The sequence below is a fragment of the Ornithinibacillus liuyingii genome, assembly GCF_055550225.1.
The window spans coordinates 25,793-48,418 of the sequence record NZ_JBPWOS010000014.1; the positions used below are offsets into that span (position 1 = coordinate 25,793).

Genomic DNA, 22,626 nt, shown 5'->3' on the forward strand with positions numbered 1-22,626 from the left:
TTACGGTAAAATCCGAATATTATACATCGTTTTTTGTCGTTTTTTGTAAAAAACGTGTAAAAATAGTGTAAATTACACAAAAAAAGCCTAGCTTTTTCTAGTATTTTGTTATTTAATAAAATAGTAAGAAAAAAATAATCTTTATATTTTTTAGGAGGGTCACAATGAAGAAACTTTATGGTCTAGTGCTTATTCTCGGACTAGCACTTGTACTTGCAGCATGTGGAGGCTCTGGTGATGAAAAAAAATCATCAGACGAAAATACATCAGGAGATTCAAAAAAAGAAGAAGCAAGTGAAGGAATGGTTCCTGATACATTAGTAATTGGTTTCGTACCGTCTCAGGATTCAGATAATATTGCAGATACTGTAGAACCTTTAGCTAACCGCTTAGGTGAAGAGCTTGATATTGAAGTTAAAAGTCAAGTTATGACAGACTACAATGCACTAGTTGAAGCAATGGGTGCTAACCAAGTACATGTTGGTTTTATCCCTGCATTCGGATATGTTCTTGCAAATGAGCAATATGACGTTGAAGTAATCTTAAAATCTATCCGTTATGGATCAGGTACTTACAAAGCACAATACGTAGTACGTGCTGATTCTGGTATTGAAAGCCTTGAAGATTTAAGAGGAAAAGTTTGGGCATATGCTGACCAAGGTTCAACTTCTGGTTATTTATTCCCTGCAAACCAATTAATGGAAGAGTTTGACATTGCGACTACTGCTGAGTTGGAAACTGATTTCTTTAATGGTACAAGACAAGCTGGTGGACATGATAACGCAGCAATCCTTGTTTATGAAGGTGATGCTGATGTTGCTACTACTTTCGACGATGTACGTACTGAACTTGAAGAAGAATATCCAGATATCATGGAGAAATTAAAAGTTTTAACATACACAGAAGATATTCCTAACGACACAATCTCTGTAACGAAAGAACTAGACAAAGAGTTTGTTCAAAAAATTAAAGATACTTTCTTATCCTTTAACGATGATGAAGATATGATTCAAATCATGAACGATGTTTACAACTGGGATGCTATCGATGAAGCGAAAGATGAAGAGTATCAAGTAGTTAAAGATACTTACGCTAAATTCAAAGATTCTGTTGGTTTCTAATAGAAGTAACTAGTTTAATAACATAACAAAGGGGAAGGTTAGTTGACTTCCCCTTTGTTATGTTACATTTTGTAGAAAAATGTTACAATATATGAAAAACTTAGCCTTTAATGGAGGACTTATTATAATGATAGAATTTAAAAATGTGGGCCTTGTCTATCCTAATGGAACGGAAGGTTTAAAAAACATTAATGTAAAAATCAATGATGGCGAATTCGTTGTTATTGTTGGATTGTCAGGTGCCGGAAAGTCTACATTTATTCGTAGTATTAATAGATTGGTAACCCCTACTTCTGGATCCCTTCTAGTAGATAATGAAGATATCTTAAAATTCAAAGGTAACAATCTTCGCAAACTTCGCACGAAAGTCGGCATGATTTTCCAAAATTATAACTTAGTCAAGCGTTCAAATGTTTATAAGAACGTTCTAGCCGGTCGTTTAGGACACACTGGTACCTTACGATCCATCTTTAGTCTTTATTCTAAAGAAGATAAAGCATTAGCTTATGAAAGCTTAAAACGTGTTAATATTGCAGAAAAAATTTATAGCAGAGCAGATGAACTAAGTGGTGGGCAACAACAGCGTGTAAGTATTGCACGTGTATTAACACAAAAGCCTAAATACATTTTAGCGGATGAGCCAGTAGCATCACTGGATCCACCTACTTCTCATCAGGTTATGACGTACTTAAGAAAGATCAATAAAGAAGATAATATTACAACCATTGTAAACCTACACTTTATAGATATGGCAATGGAATATGCGGATCGTATCATTGGTATGCGCGCCGGAGAAGTAGTATTTGACGGACCAGCCTCAGAAGTAACCGAAAAAACATTCGAAGAAATTTATGGCCGTTCTATTCGTGAGGATGACTTGCGTGGAGGTGCAGAGGAATAGTGACTAAGGAAAATAGCACATTAACACAAAAGTCAGTACCTCTTTACCCTGCGAAAACTAAAATGCAAGTAACCATTATCTTTTTTGTAATTCTAGGAATCTATATTTTTAGTATGATCAAGACGCAAGAAGATATGGTAGGGGGCTTCAGTGGCGCTCTAGGAAATATGTACGTTGTTATTGAAAAGTTCTTCCCACCAAATTTCGCCGTATTATCAGCGATTTGGAGTTCGATGCTAGAAACCATTAAGATGGCAATTATCGCCACTACGATTTCAGCAATTATTACCATACCATTAGCGGTTCTATCAGCACAAAACATTACAACATTTAAACCATTATATTATTTCATGAGAACGTTACTGAATTTATTACGTACTATTCCTGATTTAGTATTAGCAGTAATATTTGTAGGATTATTCGGCGTTGGTGTATTCCCTGGTATTTTAGCCCTTGCCGTTTTCTCTTTAGGTATCTTAGCGAAGTTGATTAGTGAGACAATTGAGTCAGTTGATATGAACCCATTAGAAGCAATGCGAGCTTCTGGGGGAAATGTATTTCAAGTTATCTGGTACTCATTAGTACCTCAAATAGCACCACAGTTCACTTCTCTAGTACTATATGTATTCGAAATTAATATTCGTGCATCTGTTGTACTAGGAATGGTTGGAGCTGGTGGTATCGGGCTAGTATTAAACCAGCAAATTAAGTTCTATAACTACCCAAATGCCATGACGATTATCCTAGTTATATTCGCAACGGTATTGATCATTGAGTACATTAGTAATAAGTTAAGGGAGGCATTGTTATAATGGAAAATTATCAATTACCTCCAAAGCCTGCTAAATCTACCTTTAAACGGGTTCGAACCATTACAATCTTAATTCTGGTAGCAGCCTTATATGTGTGGACATTCACTACTATTAATATTGATTGGGGAAGAGCGATCGAAAGGGCAATTAATAATTTCCATCGTGTTATTCCAAGACTATTCAGCCCCGACTGGGCAGCAGCTGCTGATGTAGGAGCTGCCATGCTGGAAACCGTATTTATCGCCTTTGCAGGTTCTTTAATGGCAGCAATCATTGCTGTTCCACTATCATTCTTAGCAGCGCAAAATATGATGGGTGGTAAAATTGTTTCTGTAATCGGTAAATGGATTTTATCTGCTATTCGTGCATTTCCGGATTTAATCTTAGCGATTCTTTTCGTAGTAGCAGTTGGACCAAATGCCTTTGCTGGGGTACTTGCCATTGCGATCGGCTCAACCGGTATGCTCGGTAAAATGTTCTCCGAAATTATTGAGTCAATCGATATGGATGTTGTCCAAGCTATGGAAGCTAATGGAGCTAACAAAATACAGATTCTATTCTATGGTGTCATTCCACAAATCATCCCTGAATTCCTATCTTATGCGATTTACCGCTTTGAGGTAGATATTCGTGCATCATCCATTCTAGGTATTGTTGGTGCGGGTGGTATCGGTACGATGATCGTATTCGCATCAAGTAACCGTAACTGGAATGAAATGGGTATGATTCTTCTAGGAATCATTATCGTTGTAACCATTATTGATTTTGCTTCTGCTAGAATTAGACGTAAAATAGTATAAGGAATGAAGAAAAACCGCGTGGGAACTAACCCAATGTTCGGTGCTTACTTTTCATTTAATCAGGAAACGAAATTGAAGAAATCCTCTTTAATTTCGTTTCTTTTATTCGTTGATAGACTAGATGGTTATTTTCTCGGTAGAAATACTAAGGTATTCCTAAATGCCAAGCAAGTACTAGTTTTTATAAGAAAGGATGTAGAATGTGTCAAATAAAACCATGCTCAAAATAATGTACACAAGTGATATTCATGGTCATGCCATGCCCCTATTATATGGTACGAACGAGGCTTACAATTTAGGGTTAGCAAAGTACACCTCAATCGTTAAACAAATTGTTCAAGAACATGATAATGTCATTGTTCTAGATAATGGGGATTTAATCCAAGGTACACCACTTATGACCCATTATGTAAAAGAACATCACGATAAAGAAAATCCAATGGTTGGGATTATGAATCGCATTGGTATTGATGCTAGTGTAATTGGAAACCATGAATTCAATTTCGGGAAAAAGATATTAACCGATGCGATAAACAGCTCTAACTTCCCTTGGCTCTCGGCTAACCTAGTTAATCAAGATGGAGAACCTTACTTTGGAAAGCCGTATATCGTTAAAGCCTTACCTAGTGGTATACGTGCAGCAATAGTTGGGGTAACCACACATTACATACCAAACTGGGAATCCCCAGCACATATTGAAGGGATTCAATTCCAAGATGCTCTTACAACCTTAAAGCATTGGGTAACACGGATTCGAGAAGAAGAACAGCCAGATATACTAATCGCGTCCTACCACGGTGGCTTTGAAAGAGATATTGAAACCGGTGAACCGACAGAGCCATTAACTGGAGAGAATCAAGGGTATGCCATGTGCCAAGAAATTGAAGGAATTGATGTTTTATTAACAGGACATCAGCATCGCATCCTAACCGGTGAGATAAATGGTGTGCTAATTGCACAGCCAGGAAATAATGGAAAAATGTATGGCGAAATAGAAGTGGAGCTAGAGCATGTGAACGACCAATGGAATATTACGAAGAAAAAAGCCGAAATAAAGCCTGTCAATGAAATCGAAGCTGATAAAGAAATAATGCACTACTTGAAAGAAATAGAATCTTCTACTCAGAGTTGGCTAGATTATCCTATCGGCTATATTGATGGAGATATGACCATAACAGATCCGTTAAAGGCCCGTACAACGAAACATCCGTTTATTCAATTTATTCAAAATGTACAAATGGATGTTAGTGGTGTCGATATCTCGGTTACCGCACTTCTCAATAATGAGTCTAAAGGATTCAAGTCTGTTGTTACGATGCGAGATATTGTCTCCAATTATATGTATCCTAATACACTGGTGGTACTTGAGCTTACCGGAAATGATATTATACAAGCGCTAGAAAAAACTGCGGAATACTTTGTTTTAGATAATGCTGGTAGCATAGTCGTAAACCCTTCCTATATTGAGCCAAAGCCACAGCATTATAATTATGATATGTGGGAAGGAATTAACTATACGATTAATGTATCGAAGCCAGTTGGTTCCAGAATTGAAGATGTAACATATCACGGTAACTCCTTAAAGATGGATGGAAAGTATCACGTTGTGTTAAATAACTATCGTGCCAGCGGTGGTGGAAACTTTGATATGTTCAAGAATAAGCCGATTATCAAAGAAATTCAGCGAGATACTGCAGAATTAATCCATGCCTATTTTGAAAAACATAAAACCGTAAAAGCAGAAGTCCATTCTAATTTTACGGTTATATCCTAAAAAGAAAAATAGGTTATATAAAAAATAACTACTAGCACTACTCTGCTCCAGAAATCATACCCTTCCGACTAGTTAGATCTACGTATATTTCTGGAGCTAGAATGGTGCACTGTGTCATGATGCATCTATTTCTTATCATGTTGACTGTCTCAATTTTATAGTGACCTTTTTAATCATCATCTCTATCGTCATCATCACCTATTTCTGTATCGATAGAGATGGAGATAATGTCGCCTGTATAAGCATCTATATCGATTTCTGCTTCTCCATTAACACTTTCTATTTCAATTTCATAAATAAGACGTCCATCATCTTCATCTAATTCTAACTCTGTAATGATTCCATCAAACTCAGCAAGCGCAATTTTCTTGGCTGTTTCATAATCAATTATTGCTTTTTTTCCTTCCTTTTTGTTTTCTATTTTCCCATTATCTGCTTGGTTATCTTTCTTTGATTCCTCTACTACATTGTCATCTTGATTATCCTTTGAGTTAGTGGCCGTGTTGTCGTCTGAGTCATTTATTTTTCCGTTCTTACTTTCGGATTCAGATGTTGAATTGCTTGATGGTTTATCCTGTTTTTCAGAGATAGTTAAATTTGTTGATTCTTCTGTACTAGCATGACGTTCTCTTTGTTTAATCTTCAGTACTTCACCAGTATTACCATCTAATTTAATTTCATATTCCTTACCATTGCTTTCTACTTCAACCTCATAGACTACACTGTTAAAGCCCTTTTCCATTTCAATTTCTGTTATGGTTCCAGGATACTGTGCTGTTACAAGTTCCACAATTTCTTCTTTCGATAATTTAGGATCGGCTTGCGCAGCATTGGAATGATATATCCCTAAACCTAATACAGTAGCTATGGCAATACTAGAAACCGTAATTAATACTTTCTTTTTCATTTTTTATTTCCTCCTTATTTCCTCTTGATGTCTTTATCATATACATCGAGAATGAAATAACCATAAGAGAAAGATTAGAATTAGATTAGAATGTGCGTTACGTTAAAGGAAGCATGACTTGAAACGTTGATCCTTCTCCAGGACGACTATCTACTGAAATGGTTCCTCCATGTGAATGGATAATTGATTTCGCGATAGCTAGACCTAGTCCTGTTCCACCAGTGTTCCGACTCCTTGCTTTATCCATTCGATAAAATCGTTCAAATATCCGTTCTCTTTCTTCCTTTGGTATTCCTTGGCCAAAATCTCTAACAGATATATCAATTTGATTATCATGTGGAGCCATAGTAATTACTACATTATGGTCACTATACTTCAGCGCATTATCGATTAGAATATAGAATACTTGCCTCAATTGATCTTGATTACCTAATATATGGATTGGTTTTCCATTATCATGGAGCTCGATATTTCTATCATAGGCACCCGTAAATACCTCAATCGTCTTCTCCATTAATTCGGTAATATTGACGTTTTCACTATGTTCAATTTCCTTGTTTTTAGCTAAAGCCAGTAATTGTTCTACGAGCTTTTGCATACGGTCAGCTTCCGATCCAATTGCGTCTAGAGATTCCTTCCATAGCTCCGGATTATCCTTCCCCCGCCGTTCTAGTAATTGTGTATAGCTTTTGATAATAGAAATTGGTGTTTTTAATTCATGAGAGGCATCCGATACGAAAATCTCCTGCATCTCATAGTTGTCCTTCAAAGAATCAATCATATCATTAAACGTTTTTTCCATTTCATACAGCTCATCATTCGAACGATTAGTTAGCTCGATTTTTTTCCACTTCCCATATTTCATATTTTCTTTCATCGTACTAATCAGTGATTTAATGGGTTGAAGCAAAAATCGAGCCAATAGATTCCCAGCAATAATGATGGGAATGATGATGATAATCGAAGCAATGGTTAACACATAAAATAGATTTTTCATATTAGCAGTTAACGCAACTAGCTCTTTGTATACTTGAAGAGTAACGATGTCCCCGTCATTCCAAATGATTGGTTTAGAAACCGTAGCATATCGATTCCCTTCAAAGGTAATCACTTCCCGTACCTCTGATGTACCATATCCCCCTGGAAGGTCAAAATAATCCGCTGACTTCGAATGAACGAGAGGATCCCCCGATTCCGGATAGACTCGTATGATTCCATCAGCTGGCAAAAAAGCCTTTATCAACTCCCCAGGTGGTATTTCAGGATTTTCATTAACCGTTGCTATTACAGTATTTGTTTGTTCGGTTAGTTCGGTTAGCTCCGTTTCAACAGAATTCTGGTAAAACAAATAGTAAATCGAAGCGTTTATCATTAAAATAAACAGGAACATAAAAAAACTTGTAAACAACTGTATCTTGGTTCGTAGCTTCATACTAGGAATCCTTTATAGAATATCCGACACCACGTACGGTTTGAATATACTGTTTCGAATATCCTTTTTCAATTTTTTGACGGAGGTACCGAACATATACATCCACTACATTTGTCTCGCCAAAATAATCAAATCCCCACACCTGTTCAATTAATTGATCTCGTGATAGCACGATATTCTTATTCTTTAATAAACACACGAGCAAATCAAATTCTCTTGGAGTGAGTTCGATTTTATTTCCTGCACGCATAACTTCATGTGCATCCAAATCGACAATTAAATCCCCAACAGAGAGTGTATTCTTCTTTACAGTACTTTCTATAACAGGCTTTCTAAGATGCACACGGATTCTTGCTAATAATTCTTCGATTTGGAACGGCTTTGTAACATAATCATTAGCACCTAAGTCTAAGCCGCTTACTTTATCATGGACAGCGTCCCTCGCAGTTAGAAGGATGATCGGTGTACGTTCATCTGTACGTCTAATTCTACGAAGTACTTCTAAGCCACTTAATTCAGGGATCATAATATCCAGCAATACTAAATCCCACTCTTTCTCTTGCATAAGCCTTAATGCATCTTTACCATTATCTACAATCTCAGTAAGATAGCTTTCATATTCTAATTCAAGCTGTATTACTCTACTTAGCTTTTCCTCATCTTCCACAATAAGTATGACTGGTTGGTCCATTTCATCACCCACATATCCGTTCTTTTCGTTTACTATAACAAACAAAGATTAAAAAGTAATGAGAAACTATCGATTAAAATAATTGCTTTCCCATTTATTTCAGTAAATAATGATTACATATAAAGGAGGGATTGTTTTGTTAGCACTTGATCATATTGTCATTGCTGGAAAAAATGCTGAAGAAGCGAGTGAAAACTATCATAAACGTATGGCAATTAAAGCCATTAAGGGTGGAGAGCACGAAAATTGGGGAACGTACAATTACCTTGCCTATTTTTCAAATGAAAGCTATATTGAATGGCTTGGGATACAGGATTACGATAAAGCGAGTGAGAGTGATAACCCCTTAATCAAACATTTAGTTTATCGGCTAGACCAGAATAAGCCTGGCCCATTCCAATTTGCTCTCCGTACCAATCAAATGGACGAGTACTGGAAGCATTTTCAAGCGAACAATATTCCCTTTGATGGTCCTTTTTCTGGTGAAAGACTACGGCCTGATGGAACATTATTGACTTGGAGGATGCTGTTTCCGAAATATCATGTAGAGGATGAAATGCTACCTTTTCTAATTGAATGGGGTAATTCCAGTAATGCCCCTACAACACAAGGGTTAACCAATCCACAAGCCATCATGAACATTCATTACAGTGGTGTTAATAAAGCCACTTTTATGGATATTTATCAATTAAAAAACAGAAAAAGCCTATCTAACCAATTTTTATTAAGAAATTCCAAAATAAGTTTTAAGGAAAGTGGCGATTTATCGTTTGAATTGGTTTAATAAATAAAGTTCTATCCGAAACCGTGGTTAAATAAACTACCAACTAACTAATAAAAAATAAACCTAATTACCTCATAACGGCGTGATTAGGTTTATTATCGTACTACATCTCGTCTGTTTATTAACCTAATTGTTGATGTAGGAACTCTGTAACAGACTCAGGTGTTTTCGTATAGGCACTATGTTGATGGGCAAGCTTTTCTCCATTTTGGAAAATCAAAATACTTGGAATACCCATTACTTCATAGGTTTGTGCGATTCCTTCTAGCTCATCTGTATTTACTTCATACCAGGCATAATTATTAAACTCATCTAAAATCCCGTCTATAAACATGTCCATTCTCTTGCAGTCCGGACACCAATCAGCAAAGAATTTGATGATTACTGGTTTATCACTTTGAATTACTTCATTGAATTTATCCATTGATTGAATGTGTTCCATGCTATCTCTCCTTTTCCATCCTTATTGTAACGATTAAACAAACGTTTGTCTTATGAATTGCTTACTCCTTATATTCCACTCTTCCTAGTACATACGCTACAAATAAACCGCCTGCAAAAGTCACTACACTTAATAATAAGAAGGGAGTAGATTCTGGCCAGCCTGGAAATACAACAACTATTGAGCCAATGACTAGTCCAATAATTAAAGCAAACGTTCCACTACGATAATGCTTAAAAAAGTAGTGAATAAGCTTACTCATCGTCAGGATACCAAGAACAATTCCAAATCCAACAACAGCGATAATCGTTAATTGAAGATTACTAATCGCACTAATTACTGTAGCATAAACACCCATTACTAGCAGAATAAATGAACCGCTAATACCAGGTAAAATCATAGCAGCACTAGCAATAAACCCGGAAAAGAATAACAAAACATATGTAGATAAGGTAAACTCCTCTATAACTACCCCTTCGCTTTCATGCAGAAATACCATACCCGAAACGATTACTGCTCCAATGATTAGTAGTATATAATGGTTTACTTTAAAATTTGCCTTCACATCAGCTTGACGAAATAAATAAGGCAAAATACCAATTATGAGCCCTAAAAAGAAAAACTGAGTCGGTCCTGGATAATCCTTAAATAACCATTCAATTAATCGACTTAATAATAGCACTGCACCTGCTATCCCAATACCTAATGGAATGAGAAAACCTAGGTGTTTTTTCCACTCCTTGCTAAATAGTCCATTTATAGAAGCAATTAATCGGTCATAAATACCTAAAAGGACTGCAATTGTACCGCCACTTACCCCTGGAATAACATCACTTGCTCCCATCATTAATCCGCGGTATATATTTTTCCATTCCATTGAAATATCCCCTTTTACATTACTATTTATTATAATATCAAATTATAGTTGTAATTCATATTAAAAGTTAGTATACTATAAATAAGCTACTTTGCATCGCAAGGTAGCTTATAACAAAGTCGGTATCTTGTTACACAAGGTAGGTGAAATTCATGTCTTTAAGGAGTCAATTACTTAAGGGCGTATTAGAGGGTTGTATTCTTTCCATCATACACAAGCAGCCTACATATGGCTATGAGTTATCTGTACGATTACAGGAATTCGGATTGTCTGATGTAAGTGAAGGATCTATTTATCCCATCTTGTTACGCCTTCAAAAAGAAAAATTAATTGAAGGCACGATGCAAAAATCCGAAGTTGGCCCTAAGCGAAAATATTACCATCTGACAGAGCATGGCCTACATGCATTACAAGAGTTTAAAACCCAATGGGAAAACATTAAACATCCTGTTGACAAAATCATTGATATAGAGGAGGAGTAGCATTGAATTCCAAAGATATTATTAAGATTAATAATGAAATGAGAGAAAAGCTTACGGAAGAGAACCTAGCAATCTATGAAGATATGCTTGTCTATATTCGGTTAAACGGAAATAAATCCGAACAACAAACCGAAGAGGTATTATTTGAACTGTTGGAGCATTTATTACATGCACAGGAAGAAGGAAAGACGGCAAAAGCAGTATTTGGTAATGACTTGAAAAAGTATTGTGATGAGTTAATTGCGGAAATCCCAAGTGAAAAGAGATCAGCATCAATTTTGTTTGGCGTTTATATCGCAATCGACTTTTTAGCATTTTTGAGTTTGATATACGGGATACTCAGCTTTGGAGCGTATCATTTCTTTAATTTAGGTTCCAATGAATTTACCTTTGCTCTTGGATCAGCTATTACCATAATCCTAATCTATCTACTGTTACTATATATTTTTATTGTGCTTGTGTTCAAATGGATTAAAAAATCATTATTTAAAGATGAAAAACCGAAAAAGTGGGTAGAGTTTTTCAAATTATGGGTTATTTGTACATTATGCATTGGGTTGTTAGTACTCATTCCATTCATCTTCCCGAGCTTCGGAATGGAGATTAGTATTCCTGTATTAAGCTTTGCTGTGGTAGGTGTTGTACTATATACAGTTAAATTTATATTAAACAAAAAATATAAAATAACGAAATAAACTTAAAGAAGATGAGACTAGAGGCTAGCTCTCATCTTCTTTCTCATTTTCAATAAACTTCAACTCTGGTACCCATTGTGACATATGGGCTTTTATTTCTTCATAATGGTTATGTGCATTAGGTAATTCTTGATTCGTTAACTGAAACATCGGGATTACCTCATATCCCCTCCCCTGTTCATACTTCACATAGGTTGGTAGAAATTCAGGGGAATGAACCTCTATTTCGGTTTTTCCATCTGATAATGTTTTCGTTACATGAAACTTAAATACCCCACCAATTTGGCGATAAAATTCATCCTGTCCTGAGAGAAAATTTCCTAAAGAATAAATAACTAATGTACGATTTCCATCCTCTCCTATAACCCAATCCACTGGTTGCAGGACATGGGGATGGTGTCCTAGTACAACATCTGCTCCTTGATCAGCTACAAATTGTACTAAATCCTTTTGAGCTTGATTAGGCATCCGCTCATATTCATTACCAAAGTGCAGACTCAATACAACAACATCAGCCTTCTCCTTGGCTACTTCTATTTCTGATGCAATCCGTTCTTGATCAATCAAGTTTACTAAGTACCCTTTTCCCTCAGGAACTGGAATTCCATTCGTGCCATAGGTATAGGATAAAAAGGCAACAGATACCCCTTCTTCCGTTTCCATCACACGAAGATCTTCTCGATCTCGCTCACTCTTATAAGAACCTGTATACATCATATCAATTGTTTCCCAATGCTTAATCGCTCGTTGTATTGCTTCCTCTCCACGGTCCAATGTATGATTATTGGCAAGTGATACGACATTAACACCTGCCCATTTCAATGCATCTCCTACTTCTTGCGGGCTATTAAAAGCTGGATAAGTAGAGAGCCCTAATTCGGTTCCGCCAATCATCGTCTCTTGGTTAGCTATGGAAATAGTCGCATCACTTATAAATGGCTTCACCTTTTCTAGCATAGGTGTAAAATCATAACCAGTATCATTCCAGGCATCATCATAAACACTACTATGAATTAACATATCTCCAATTGCTGTGATAGATATTCCTTGCTTCACTTCCACTTGCTCTTTCGGTTCCCTAGACGCTTTCACTTTCTCTACGTGGGAACTTGCAGTTCGTGCATTATCAACATCTTCCTCTGATGTTTTTATTCCACATGAGAATAACAGCATGCTTAATAACACAAATACCCCTATTAATCTCCCCTTTGCCATAGACCTCTACCTCTCATACTTTTCATTCATTATAACACGGGAGGCAGGTAATCCTTTCAAATAATATTAATTTTCAACATTTTTCTACAGCCTGTACCACAGTATTTAGTTGGAATGGATAGTATAGTAATCATCTTTTATTATCTTAGATTACTGGATACTTACACGAATTAAACGCAACTTTCAGCTACCGGTTCCCTACACCCGTCAAATAAGAAAACAACTACTTTAAATGAAAGCAGCTGTTTAATTCGATACTATTCTATTCTCTCAATAATGGTCGCATTAGCCATACCCATTCCTTCACAAATAGCTAATAACCCGTATCGACCTTTTATGCGCTCTAGCTCATAAAGTAATGTTGTCATTAGCTTTGTTCCAGTTGCACCTAGTGGGTGTCCTAGGGCAATGGCACCTCCATTTACATTGAGCTTCATTGGATCTGCTCCCGTTTCTTTTAGCCATGCAAGTGGGACTGGTGCGAAGGCCTCATTTACTTCATATCGATCAATATCCTTTATTGCTAGACCTGCTTTCTCCAATACGATTTTAGTGGCAGGTATTGGTCCTGTTAGCATTAGTGTTGGGTCAGAACCAACAACAGCTCGAGCCACTATTCTCGCCTTAGCTTTGATACCTAGTGCATCTGCTTTTTCTTTTGACATCAGCAATGCCGCACTAGCTCCATCACTCATCTGACTGGAATTCCCTGCTGTAATCATGCCATTTTCTTGGAATACTGGCTTCAAATTAGATAGTGCTTCTAACGATGTATCTGCTCTTGGTCCCTCATCTACTTTAAATTCCTTCCAATTTCCCTCCTGATCCTCAACTTCAACAGGCATGATTTCTGCATCAAATTTTCCCGTTTCTATTGCTTTTAACGCCTTCTGGTGACTAGATAAAGCGTAATCATCTAATTGTTCCCGAGTAAATCCCCATCTTTCTGCAATTTTCTCAGATGAAATACCTTGGTTCACGATTTCATAGCGTTCTAATAGCTTATCACTCGGCTTTGTCCTCCCTATATTCGAGAACATAGGAGCCCTAGTCATACTCTCTATTCCACCAGCAATGACCATGTCCATATCACCTGAGGCAATTGCTTGCGCTCCGAAATGAATGGCTTGTTGGCTGGATCCACATTGCCTGTCAATCGTAGCCCCAGGAACATGTATTGGGAAACCTGCAATAAGAGCCGCCGTGCGGGCAATATTTCCACCTTGCTCATTAACTTGGGTAACACAACCTAGAATAATATCCTCTACTTCACGTTTATTCACGTTTGTACGTGTCATTAATTCTGTTAAAACAACGGCTGCTAAATCATCTGAGCGGTAATGAGATAAGGCACCGCCTTTTCGACCAACTGCCGTACGAACCCCATCAACAATAACGACTTCACGCATACATCTCACCTCTAATCCCTTTTACGTTCATTATAGGTTATGTTTTCGGATAATTCTATATTTTAAAGCAAGAACAAAATTAAAAAAATGAAACTATAGATCACTATTTTCGTATAGAATAATAGTAGTTATGTATAAAGGGGGAATATGATTTGAAACGTATAGCAGAATATACACTCGGAATTATCGGAGCTGTATTTTATGTTTTTTCAATTGCAATTGGTGCATTAAGATTATGGATGGAGAATAATAAAGATTACTTAAAGGATTATATGATTGATAATCAAGATGAGTTTCAATTAACACCATCGGACATCGATATACTGGAGGAATTCTTTAATCTGAACCTTGCCTCACCAGGGATGTTACTAGTTATCATGCCTATTTTAGCAATCATTCTTGGTATTGTAGCAATGGTTCTCTTAAAAGGAAATAAGCATCCAGTTGCAGCTGGTGTCATCTTTATTACAACAGGTGTAGTTTATGTTATCCTTACTGCTGGTGGCGGCATTCTAAGTGGAATCTTATATTTAATCGCTGGTATTCTTTGCTTAGCTCGTAAGCCAAAAACCATTATAGAAGAATAGTAACTTACTATACTATTGTAAAGCAGCGAAACAGGACTTTAGACTCACACAGCAATAGTATAGTAGTATATAATGAACATATACTTTAATATCTAATGGTTAATTCCCATTTGAGGTGTAAATAATGAAACGCTACTTAACGTCGATTTTTCTTCTTATCACTGCAATTATTATCTTCGTTGGATTAAGAATCGATTTACCATGGACTGGTATCGCTACATGGGGACTTGCCCTCATTACGTTAATTTTTGCAGCATATTACACGAAATATATTCCAGATCGAAAAAAAAGTAACAAGAGGAAATAAACAAATGTTTATTTCCTCTTTCTTTGTCATACTATTACTATTCACCTAAGAAGACCATCGCTTCGTAGGGCCTTAGATTGATCGAGGTTACTTCTAGACTATTGTTGTCAGGATAATTACCGATTAACTTTTCCTTTGGTGTAAAATCAATATTCTCTGGTAATGTCCATTCTATTTCTTTGTCTGTAAAATTAGTAATGACTAGTAGCTTCTTGCCATTTAATGTTCTCAAGTAAGAGAAGTCTTGCTGACTCTCAGGGTGAAGTAGTTGATAATCACCATATACAATAATCTCATGCTTTTTCCTTAACTGAATTAATTCTCGGTAATAATGGTAAATAGAATTGGGATCCTTCACGGCCGATTCTGCGTTAATCTCTTTATAATTCGGATTTACTTTAATCCACGGCTCACCTGTTGTGAATCCAGCATTTTCATTACTATTCCACTGAAACGGTGTACGTGCATTGTCTCTTCCTTTTACATAAATCGACTCCATTACCTTTTCAGGATTTTCATTTCCATCGATTACTTTCTCTTTATACATGTTCAGGATTTCAATATCTTTATATTCATCAATGGACTCAAAACGAACATTGGTCATGCCGATTTCCTCTCCTTGATAAATATAAGGAGTGCCTTGAAGCATATGAAGGAACGTTGCTAGCATTTTAGCTGATTCTACCCGATAATGTTGATCATCACCGAATCTGGAAACAACCCTCGGTTGATCGTGATTATTCAAATAAAGGCTATTCCAGCCTACACCGTGTAGTCCTGTTTGCCATTTCGTAATACTTTGTTTTAGATCCCGCAAATCTAATGGCTTCAAATTCCACTTACCACCTGGTGCAGAGTCTAGATCCATATGTTCGAATTGAAATACCATTTGTAACTCATTTCGCTCTAAATTAGTATATAATGTTGCTTCTTCGACATTTACTCCAGGCATCTCACCAACAGTCATGATGTCATAGCCAGCTAACACTTCCCGATGCATTTCTTGGAGGAACTCATGAATTCTTGGTCCGTTCATGAAATAACGGCTGCCCGATACATATTTTTCCCCATTCGGATTAGGTGCATCTGGTAATTCTGGTACTTTTGAGATGAAATTGATAACGTCCATGCGGAAGCCATCAATTCCCTTATCTAACCACCATTTCATCATGTCATAAATTTCTTGCCGAAGCTTAGGATTTTCCCAATTTAAATCAGGCTGTTTTTTACTAAAGATATGTAAATAATACTCATCGGTGACCGGATCTAGTTCCCATGCTGATCCACTAAAAGTAGATTCCCAATTATTCGGCTCCTTACCGTCTTTTCCTGGTCGCCAAATATAATAATCACGATAAGGATTGTCTTTCGATTTTCTTGATTCTGTAAACCAATAATGTTCATCAGAAGAATGGTTGACAACTAAATCCATAATTAATTTCATATCACGGGAATGAATCTCATCTAGTAGCTTTTCCCAGTCTTCCATTGTCCCAAAATCATTCATGATTTGCTGATAGTCTGAGATATCATAACCATTATCATCATTGGGAGATTGATAGACTGGTGAAAGCCAAATGACATCAATTCCTAAACCCTTCAGATAATCTAACTTTTCTATAATCCCGTTAATATCGCCAATTCCGTCACCATTACTATCACGAAAGCTGCGAGGATATATTTGATACACTACAGATTCCTTCCACCATGCCTTTTGCACGATTACCCCTCCATTTAAATGAAATAAGGATGTCTCTTTAGGGTCAGGAGCACCTCTTTAGAGACATCCCAATTTACTTCACTCGTCTAGCAAAATCGATAAACCGGAACTTATCTGGTCTATGTCTTGACTCCGTATATTGAAACAGGCTAGCATCTTCCAAATAGACTAAACTTTTAATGACAACAATTAAGGAGTACCCCTTTACATCTAATAAGGCTCTATCCTCTTCCGTTAATTCTTCTACAACGATTTCCTTTTGAGCAAATCCAATGGAAAGTCCCAGTTCATTCTCGAGGTGCTCATAAATTGACTTCTTACAGATGTCCTCTGATAAAAGTGGAACAAATTGATCAGAGAAGTAATCTTTATCCAAAATGATCTTTTCCCCTGATATTTCACGGACTCTTGTTGTTCCCCACACCCGATGATTATCGATCTCTAATTTCCGATAAACTGGATGGCTTTTATCTAGATACGCTATGGACTTTACATACGTATTACTATCCAGCTTCAAATTAGTTGCCAATTCTTTAAAGCTGACAATACCCGAGACTGGAAAGGAAAATTTATTTACGTCCAGTATCATAGAGCCCTTCCCTTGAATTTTTTGAATATAGCCGTTTTGTGCCAATAAATTTAGTGCCTTTCTTACTGTCTCTCTTGAGGTATGATAGTCACTAGCTAATTCATTTTCAGAAGGTAGCATTTCGTTTGCTTGCCATTGTTTAGAATCAATTTTATTCGCGATATCCTCATATATCGTGACATATTTCCTTTGCATTTAAGCCCCTCTTCTTATTTTACATAATACACGATAGACTCATATGGTCTTAAAGTGAACCTAGATGCATTCGGTGAATCTGGATAATTGGATAGCAAAATTTTCGTATTATCCTTCCAATCAATAGGAAGTTCCACCGTAGCTTCCTTACCATAGAAGTTGTTCACCACTATTAGTTGTTCTCCGTTCCAATTACGTGTATAAGCAAATATTTGAGAATCATCATCAAGCAATAGTTGATAGTCCCCAAAAGTTATAATATCATATTCTTTCCTTAATGCTATTAAATTCTGATAATGATTGAAAATAGAATTCGTTTCCTGAAGCTCTTTCTCCACATTTATTTCTCGGTAATTACTTGCCGGCTTAATCCAAGGGGTACCTTTCGTGAATCCAGCATTGGCTTCTGATGACCAATGCATAGGCGTTCTGGAATTATCTCGAGACTTTTGATTTAAAATCGCGATAATTTCATCATCCGATTTTCCTTTTCCTTTTAAAATCTTATAAGCATTAAGAGACTCTACATCCCGATAATCATGAATATCCTGGAAATTTGGATTGGTCATACCAATTTCTTCACCTTGATAAATATATGGGGTTCCTTTCATCATATGGATCGTTGTGGCAAGCATTTTAGCCGATTCCACTCGATATTCTTGATCATTTCCAAATCTTGAAACGACACGAGGTTGGTCATGGTTACACCAGAATAACGCATTCCAGCCTCCCCCCTCATGCATTCCTACCTGCCAGTCGGATAATATTTTCTTTAATGATAGGAAATCAAATGGAGCCTTTGTCCATTTTTCGCCATTCGGATAATCCACTTTCAAATGATGAAATTGAAATGTCATATCCAATTCCTGTCTCTCTGGCTTTGTATATAACACGCAATTTTCCAATGTGGTTGAAGACATTTCACCTACCGTCATCATGTTATATGGACTGAAAGCCTCTTTATTTAGTACATGTAAGTACTCGTGAATCCGCGGGCCATCTGTATAGAATTTTCTTCCATCACCAGAGGGATCATTTGGAAAATCTTGATTCTTCGATATTAAATTAATTACATCAAGACGGAATCCATCAATCCCTTTATCCGCCCAGTAATGGATCATGTTAATGACTTCTCTTCTTAGCTTTTCATTTTCCCAATTTAAATCCGCTTGCGTAACATCGAAAAGGTGTAAATAATATTGTTCTGTATTCTCATCATATTCCCAAGCAGATCCACCAAATTTAGAGAGCCAATTATTCGGCTCTTTCCCGTCAATTGAATTCTTCCAAATATAGAAATCGCGAAATGGATTATCTTTAGATGAAGCTGCTTGCTTAAACCAAGCATGTTCTGTAGATGTATGATTAATAACTAAGTCCATAATCAATTTCATACCACGCTTATGTGTTTCCGCTAACAGTTCCTCAAAATCCTCCATTGTGCCATACTCTGGCTCAATAGCGAAATAGTCACTAATATCATATCCGTTATCTTTTTGTGGAGACTTGTAAATAGGTGTCAACCATAGTACGTCGACACCTAATGTATTTAAATAGTCCAGTTTTTCGATAATTCCTCTAATATCCCCTATTCCATTGCCTGTTGTATCCCGAAAGCTTTTCGGATAAATTTGATAGACTACTGCTTTTTTCCACCATGGTTCTTGTTGCATTATATTTCACTCCTAAGCTGATCTTTATCTCGATAGTTTACCTTTGGCGATTAAGAAAGTAATAATGAATGGTACGATAATAACGATTGCCATTCCAATTCCAAATGAAAGCCAATCCTCCGTTAGGATAGATAGTGGAGCAGGAATTCCACCTACACCAATTGAACTTGCCTGTACTCCACGGAAGGTGATAAAAGCACCTGCAATGGCAGTACCAATAATTGCGGCAATGAATGGATAACGATAACGTATATTAACACCAAACATTGCAGGCTCTGTTATCCCAAGCCATGCAGACACACCAGAAGTTCCCGCTAGGCCTCTTAGCTTTTCATCTTTAGCAGCAAGCATAATACCGAATACAGCCGCACCTTGAGCGATATTAGATAATGCTAAAATAGGCCACAAGAATGTCGTCCCTGTACTTCCAATTAATTGTAAATCCACTGCTAGGAACGTATGATGCATTCCCGTAATAACTAATGGAGCATATAGGCCACCATATAATAATCCCCCAATGATTGGGAATGTATCAAATACGTGAACTAGACCATCCGTAATCCAAGAGGCAATTGTAAATGTAATAGGTCCAATAATGATAAATGCTAAGAATCCGGTAATTAATAAGGCTATAGGTGCTACAACTAATAATTGTAATGATTCCACTACGCGTTTTCTTAAGAATAGCTCGATTTTTGCTAATACCCAAGAAGCAATTAATACAGGTAATACTTGACCTTGGTAACCAACCTTCTCTACTTCCAATCCAAATAAGTTCCATGTAGGAATCGAACCTTCTGTTAATGCTGAACCATATCCCCATGCATTCATTAAATCAGGATGAACTAGGATTAACCCAAGTACCATACCTAACAATTCACTTCCACCAAATCGTTTCGCTGCAGACCAACCAATTAAAGCAGGTAAGAAGGTAAAGGCAGTATTTGCAATAATATTAATCATCTCTGCAATACCAGCCCATGATGGATACATCTCAACAATGGATTGTTCCGAAAATAGTGGGTTAACTAAAATATTGTTAATCCCCATAAGCAAACCGGCTGTTACGATGGCAGGTAGAATGGGAATAAAAATATCCGCTAATGTTTTAATTGCACGTTGTAGCGGGTTTTGCTTGCTACTTCCAAGTGCTTTTACATCATCCTTAGATGACGCTTTAATACCAGTATCTTTGACCATGGCAGCATACACGTTATCCACGGTACCTTGACCAATTACGACTTGAAACTGACCGTTTGCGGAGAATGATCCCTTTACAATATCAAGGTTCTCCAGAGCCGCAATATCCACTTTTGCTTCATCATGTAAGACAAAACGAAGTCTTGTTACACAATGTGTTGCAGCGGCAATATTATCCACGCCACCAATCGCAGCTACAATATCTCTAGCTTCTTGACTATATTTCATCGATGAATTCGCTTTCTTTTTAGATACTGTAGGTGAATCTATTACCTTTGTTCCTAATAGGACAGAATCTAATACCACAACATCTTTCTCTTCCGTCTTCGTTAAAGGAGCGAACTGTTCTCCATTGGTAATGATGATTGGTGTTATCGTACTTTTTGCTTTTTTACGGATCAAATCAACATCAAAAGTAACCAATATGTCCCCTGCTTTGAGTTTGTCACCCGCTTTAACATGCGTCTCGAAGCCTTCTCCATTAAGCTCAACGGTTTCTAAGCCAATATGGATTAACACTTCAACTCCGAGGCTTGATACCATCCCAATTGCATGTTTTGTCGGGAAAACTTGGATTACTTCCCCATCGAAAGGTGCAACTACTTTTCCTTCAGTAGGTTCAATGGCAATTCCATCACCCATCATCTTTTCTGCAAAAGTAGGATCTGGAACTTTTTCTAATGGAACAATTTTCCCACTTATTGGCGCATATATCAATTGCTCTTCTCTATTTGTCATAGGAATGAATCCCCTTTCATTATTAACTTGTATATACATGTTGACCTTGATATTCATAGTATACTTGTATATACAAGTTTTGTAAAGGTTTTCATTTTATTTTTTTATCTTTTCCCTAAAGGTTATTGGTATTACCATTAATTATGAGAAACACAATTCCGATTCCTTCTAAATAAAAAAAGAGCTCCTTATTCAGAAGGAAGCTCACTCAACATATCAAATGGTATAAATAATAGTTTGTCATCATCTTCGGCTGGGTTACCACGTCCATCTGTATTATTCGTAATAGCATATAACCCTTCATCCGTAGCTAAAACATCGCGTACTCTACCTACATCTGAAAAAACAAGTTTAACCTGCTTTGTATCAGGGTTAAATTGTCGTATTCCTTCCCCACGTAATGATGCGAAATAAAATGTTTCATCCAGGTAGCTCATACCCGAAGGAGCCCATGTATCTTCTCCTGAATGCACAATTGGGGTCTCCATCCCTTCGCTTATTTCATCTCCCTCAATCACTGGCCAACCATAATTATTTCCTTTTTTAATTTGATTAATCTCATCGTGGGCAGTTTGACCATGTTCCGTTGCATACAAGTTGCCATCCGAATCCCAAGCTAACCCTTGAGGATTTCGATGACCATAAGAATAGATATAGCTATTCGGAAATGGATTATCCGATGGTACAGAGCCATCTAAATTCATGCGAAGAATTTTTCCCGCTAAGCTTGCTACATCCTGTGCTAACTCTGGAATAGAAGCATCCCCCGTTGTAATATACAGTTTATCATCGGGACCTATCTGGATACGACCGCCTTGATGATACTGTCCTCCAGGAATTTGATCGATCAATACTTTACTTTCTTCCCACTGATCCTTCGTTCGCTTTATTTCTACGACGCGTTGATAGTACGCTTGGTCATCAGCATACGAATAATAGGCAAAGGCTCTATCCCTAAATTCGCTAGGAATAGCTATGCCTAACAGGCCTGCTTCAGGTTGGTTCGATAGCGTTTTTTCTAATGCTACTGGTACTCGCCTCATGTCTCCATCTGCGATTTCCACAATAAAACCATTACGCTCACTGATGAAAAACTGATTGTTTTGCATTTCGATTTCCCACGGCTCTTGCAAGTTGGTCATAACTACTTCGTACGTCAGATCATTTTCCGTTGGGTTGGTCTGTTGGAACGAATCATCTGGATTAGAACAGCCTATAAGGATACATAACATAATCAGTGATAGAAATATACGAATGGTCAACCACTCCTCCAAT

General features: G+C 37.0%; 22 protein-coding genes. 10 read left to right on the forward strand and 12 right to left on the reverse strand.

Going from position 1 to position 22,626, the window contains the following annotated elements; all coding sequences use genetic code 11:
* Positions 1-164 precede the first annotated feature (164 nt).
* The 5 genes from ACSKT4_RS16870 to ACSKT4_RS16890 all read left to right on the forward strand — a co-directional run bounded on the left by ACSKT4_RS16870 (position 165) and on the right by ACSKT4_RS16890 (position 5,408).
* Positions 165-1,121, forward strand: coding sequence for a phosphate/phosphite/phosphonate ABC transporter substrate-binding protein (locus ACSKT4_RS16870; RefSeq protein WP_186869676.1), 957 nt, complete (start codon positions 165-167; stop codon positions 1,119-1,121).
* A 127-nt stretch (positions 1,122-1,248) separates the two neighbouring features.
* Positions 1,249-2,022: a phosphonate ABC transporter ATP-binding protein gene (phnC, locus tag ACSKT4_RS16875; RefSeq protein ID WP_186869675.1), complete on the forward strand. Its 774-nt coding sequence runs from the start codon at positions 1,249-1,251 to the stop codon at positions 2,020-2,022.
* Positions 2,022-2,834 (forward strand): phosphonate ABC transporter, permease protein PhnE, encoded by an 813-nt coding sequence (gene phnE / locus ACSKT4_RS16880; RefSeq protein WP_186869674.1) that lies wholly within the window; start codon positions 2,022-2,024, stop codon positions 2,832-2,834. Before phnC ends, phnE (ACSKT4_RS16880) begins: the two co-directional genes overlap by 1 nt.
* Positions 2,834-3,634, forward strand: coding sequence for a phosphonate ABC transporter, permease protein PhnE (phnE, locus tag ACSKT4_RS16885; RefSeq protein WP_186869673.1), 801 nt, complete (start codon positions 2,834-2,836; stop codon positions 3,632-3,634). The genes phnE (ACSKT4_RS16880) and phnE (ACSKT4_RS16885) overlap by 1 nt, the downstream gene beginning before the upstream one ends.
* Before the next feature lie 217 nt (positions 3,635-3,851).
* Positions 3,852-5,408 carry a bifunctional metallophosphatase/5'-nucleotidase gene (locus ACSKT4_RS16890; RefSeq protein WP_186869714.1) on the forward strand — a complete coding sequence of 519 codons (1,557 nt, stop codon included), beginning with the start codon at positions 3,852-3,854 and terminating at the stop codon, positions 5,406-5,408.
* A gap of 169 nt (positions 5,409-5,577) precedes the next feature.
* Here ACSKT4_RS16890 and ACSKT4_RS16895 read toward each other — a convergent pair whose 3' ends face one another.
* The 3 genes from ACSKT4_RS16895 to ACSKT4_RS16905 all read right to left on the reverse strand — a co-directional run bounded on the left by ACSKT4_RS16895 (position 5,578) and on the right by ACSKT4_RS16905 (position 8,438).
* Positions 5,578-6,315: a PepSY domain-containing protein gene (locus tag ACSKT4_RS16895; protein WP_186869672.1), complete on the reverse strand. Its 738-nt coding sequence runs from the start codon at positions 6,313-6,315 to the stop codon at positions 5,578-5,580.
* Positions 6,316-6,412: 97 nt separating this feature from the next.
* Positions 6,413-7,747 carry a HAMP domain-containing histidine kinase gene (locus ACSKT4_RS16900; protein ID WP_186869671.1) on the reverse strand — a complete coding sequence of 445 codons (1,335 nt, stop codon included), beginning with the start codon at positions 7,745-7,747 and terminating at the stop codon, positions 6,413-6,415.
* 1 nt (position 7,748) lies between these two features.
* On the reverse strand, positions 7,749-8,438 hold the full coding sequence (locus ACSKT4_RS16905) for a response regulator transcription factor (protein WP_186869670.1): 690 nt from the start codon (positions 8,436-8,438) through the stop codon (positions 7,749-7,751).
* A 136-nt stretch (positions 8,439-8,574) separates the two neighbouring features.
* Between ACSKT4_RS16905 and ACSKT4_RS16910 the strand changes: the two genes are divergently transcribed.
* Complete coding sequence (locus ACSKT4_RS16910) at positions 8,575-9,222, forward strand: VOC family protein (RefSeq protein ID WP_186869669.1); 648 nt, start codon at positions 8,575-8,577, stop codon at positions 9,220-9,222.
* Between the two features lie 121 nt (positions 9,223-9,343).
* Here the strand turns inward: ACSKT4_RS16910 and ACSKT4_RS16915 are convergent, their stop codons facing one another.
* Complete coding sequence (locus ACSKT4_RS16915) at positions 9,344-9,664, reverse strand: thioredoxin family protein (protein WP_186869668.1); 321 nt, start codon at positions 9,662-9,664, stop codon at positions 9,344-9,346.
* A 61-nt stretch (positions 9,665-9,725) separates the two neighbouring features.
* A complete protein-coding gene (locus ACSKT4_RS16920; protein WP_186869667.1) occupies positions 9,726-10,541 on the reverse strand; it encodes a DUF368 domain-containing protein in 816 nt (271 codons plus the stop codon).
* Between the two features lie 152 nt (positions 10,542-10,693).
* On the opposite strand from ACSKT4_RS16920, the gene ACSKT4_RS16925 reads away from it, so the two are divergent.
* Together ACSKT4_RS16925 and ACSKT4_RS16930 are read left to right on the forward strand one after the other, a co-directional pair.
* Positions 10,694-11,023 carry a PadR family transcriptional regulator gene (locus tag ACSKT4_RS16925; protein WP_186869666.1) on the forward strand — a complete coding sequence of 110 codons (330 nt, stop codon included), beginning with the start codon at positions 10,694-10,696 and terminating at the stop codon, positions 11,021-11,023.
* A gap of 2 nt (positions 11,024-11,025) precedes the next feature.
* Complete coding sequence (locus ACSKT4_RS16930; RefSeq protein WP_186869665.1) at positions 11,026-11,718, forward strand: DUF1129 family protein; 693 nt, start codon at positions 11,026-11,028, stop codon at positions 11,716-11,718.
* A 24-nt stretch (positions 11,719-11,742) separates the two neighbouring features.
* Here the strand turns inward: ACSKT4_RS16930 and ACSKT4_RS16935 are convergent, their stop codons facing one another.
* Positions 11,743-12,933 (reverse strand): CapA family protein, encoded by a 1,191-nt coding sequence (locus tag ACSKT4_RS16935; RefSeq protein ID WP_186869664.1) that lies wholly within the window; start codon positions 12,931-12,933, stop codon positions 11,743-11,745.
* A 257-nt stretch (positions 12,934-13,190) separates the two neighbouring features.
* Positions 13,191-14,342 (reverse strand): thiolase family protein, encoded by a 1,152-nt coding sequence (locus ACSKT4_RS16940; RefSeq protein ID WP_186869663.1) that lies wholly within the window; start codon positions 14,340-14,342, stop codon positions 13,191-13,193.
* 152 nt (positions 14,343-14,494) lie between these two features.
* Between ACSKT4_RS16940 and ACSKT4_RS16945 the strand changes: the two genes are divergently transcribed.
* Together ACSKT4_RS16945 and ACSKT4_RS16950 are read left to right on the forward strand one after the other, a co-directional pair.
* Positions 14,495-14,929: a DUF4064 domain-containing protein gene (locus tag ACSKT4_RS16945; protein ID WP_186869662.1), complete on the forward strand. Its 435-nt coding sequence runs from the start codon at positions 14,495-14,497 to the stop codon at positions 14,927-14,929.
* A 124-nt stretch (positions 14,930-15,053) separates the two neighbouring features.
* Entirely contained in the window at positions 15,054-15,236 is a 183-nt protein-coding gene (locus ACSKT4_RS16950) for a hypothetical protein (RefSeq protein WP_186869661.1), read from the forward strand.
* A 37-nt stretch (positions 15,237-15,273) separates the two neighbouring features.
* Here ACSKT4_RS16950 and ACSKT4_RS16955 read toward each other — a convergent pair whose 3' ends face one another.
* From ACSKT4_RS16955 to ACSKT4_RS16975, 5 genes are all read right to left on the reverse strand, one after another.
* Positions 15,274-16,956: a glycoside hydrolase family 13 protein gene (locus ACSKT4_RS16955; protein WP_186869660.1), complete on the reverse strand. Its 1,683-nt coding sequence runs from the start codon at positions 16,954-16,956 to the stop codon at positions 15,274-15,276.
* Positions 16,957-17,029: 73 nt separating this feature from the next.
* A complete protein-coding gene (gene treR, locus ACSKT4_RS16960; protein ID WP_186869659.1) occupies positions 17,030-17,740 on the reverse strand; it encodes a trehalose operon repressor in 711 nt (236 codons plus the stop codon).
* 14 nt (positions 17,741-17,754) lie between these two features.
* On the reverse strand, positions 17,755-19,413 hold the full coding sequence (gene treC / locus ACSKT4_RS16965) for an alpha,alpha-phosphotrehalase (protein WP_186869658.1): 1,659 nt from the start codon (positions 19,411-19,413) through the stop codon (positions 17,755-17,757).
* Positions 19,414-19,437: 24 nt separating this feature from the next.
* A complete protein-coding gene (gene treP, locus ACSKT4_RS16970) occupies positions 19,438-21,351 on the reverse strand; it encodes a PTS system trehalose-specific EIIBC component (RefSeq protein WP_465823688.1) in 1,914 nt (637 codons plus the stop codon).
* A gap of 188 nt (positions 21,352-21,539) precedes the next feature.
* Positions 21,540-22,607 (reverse strand): PQQ-dependent sugar dehydrogenase, encoded by a 1,068-nt coding sequence (locus tag ACSKT4_RS16975; protein WP_465823694.1) that lies wholly within the window; start codon positions 22,605-22,607, stop codon positions 21,540-21,542.
* Between the last annotated feature and the right edge of the window lie 19 nt (positions 22,608-22,626).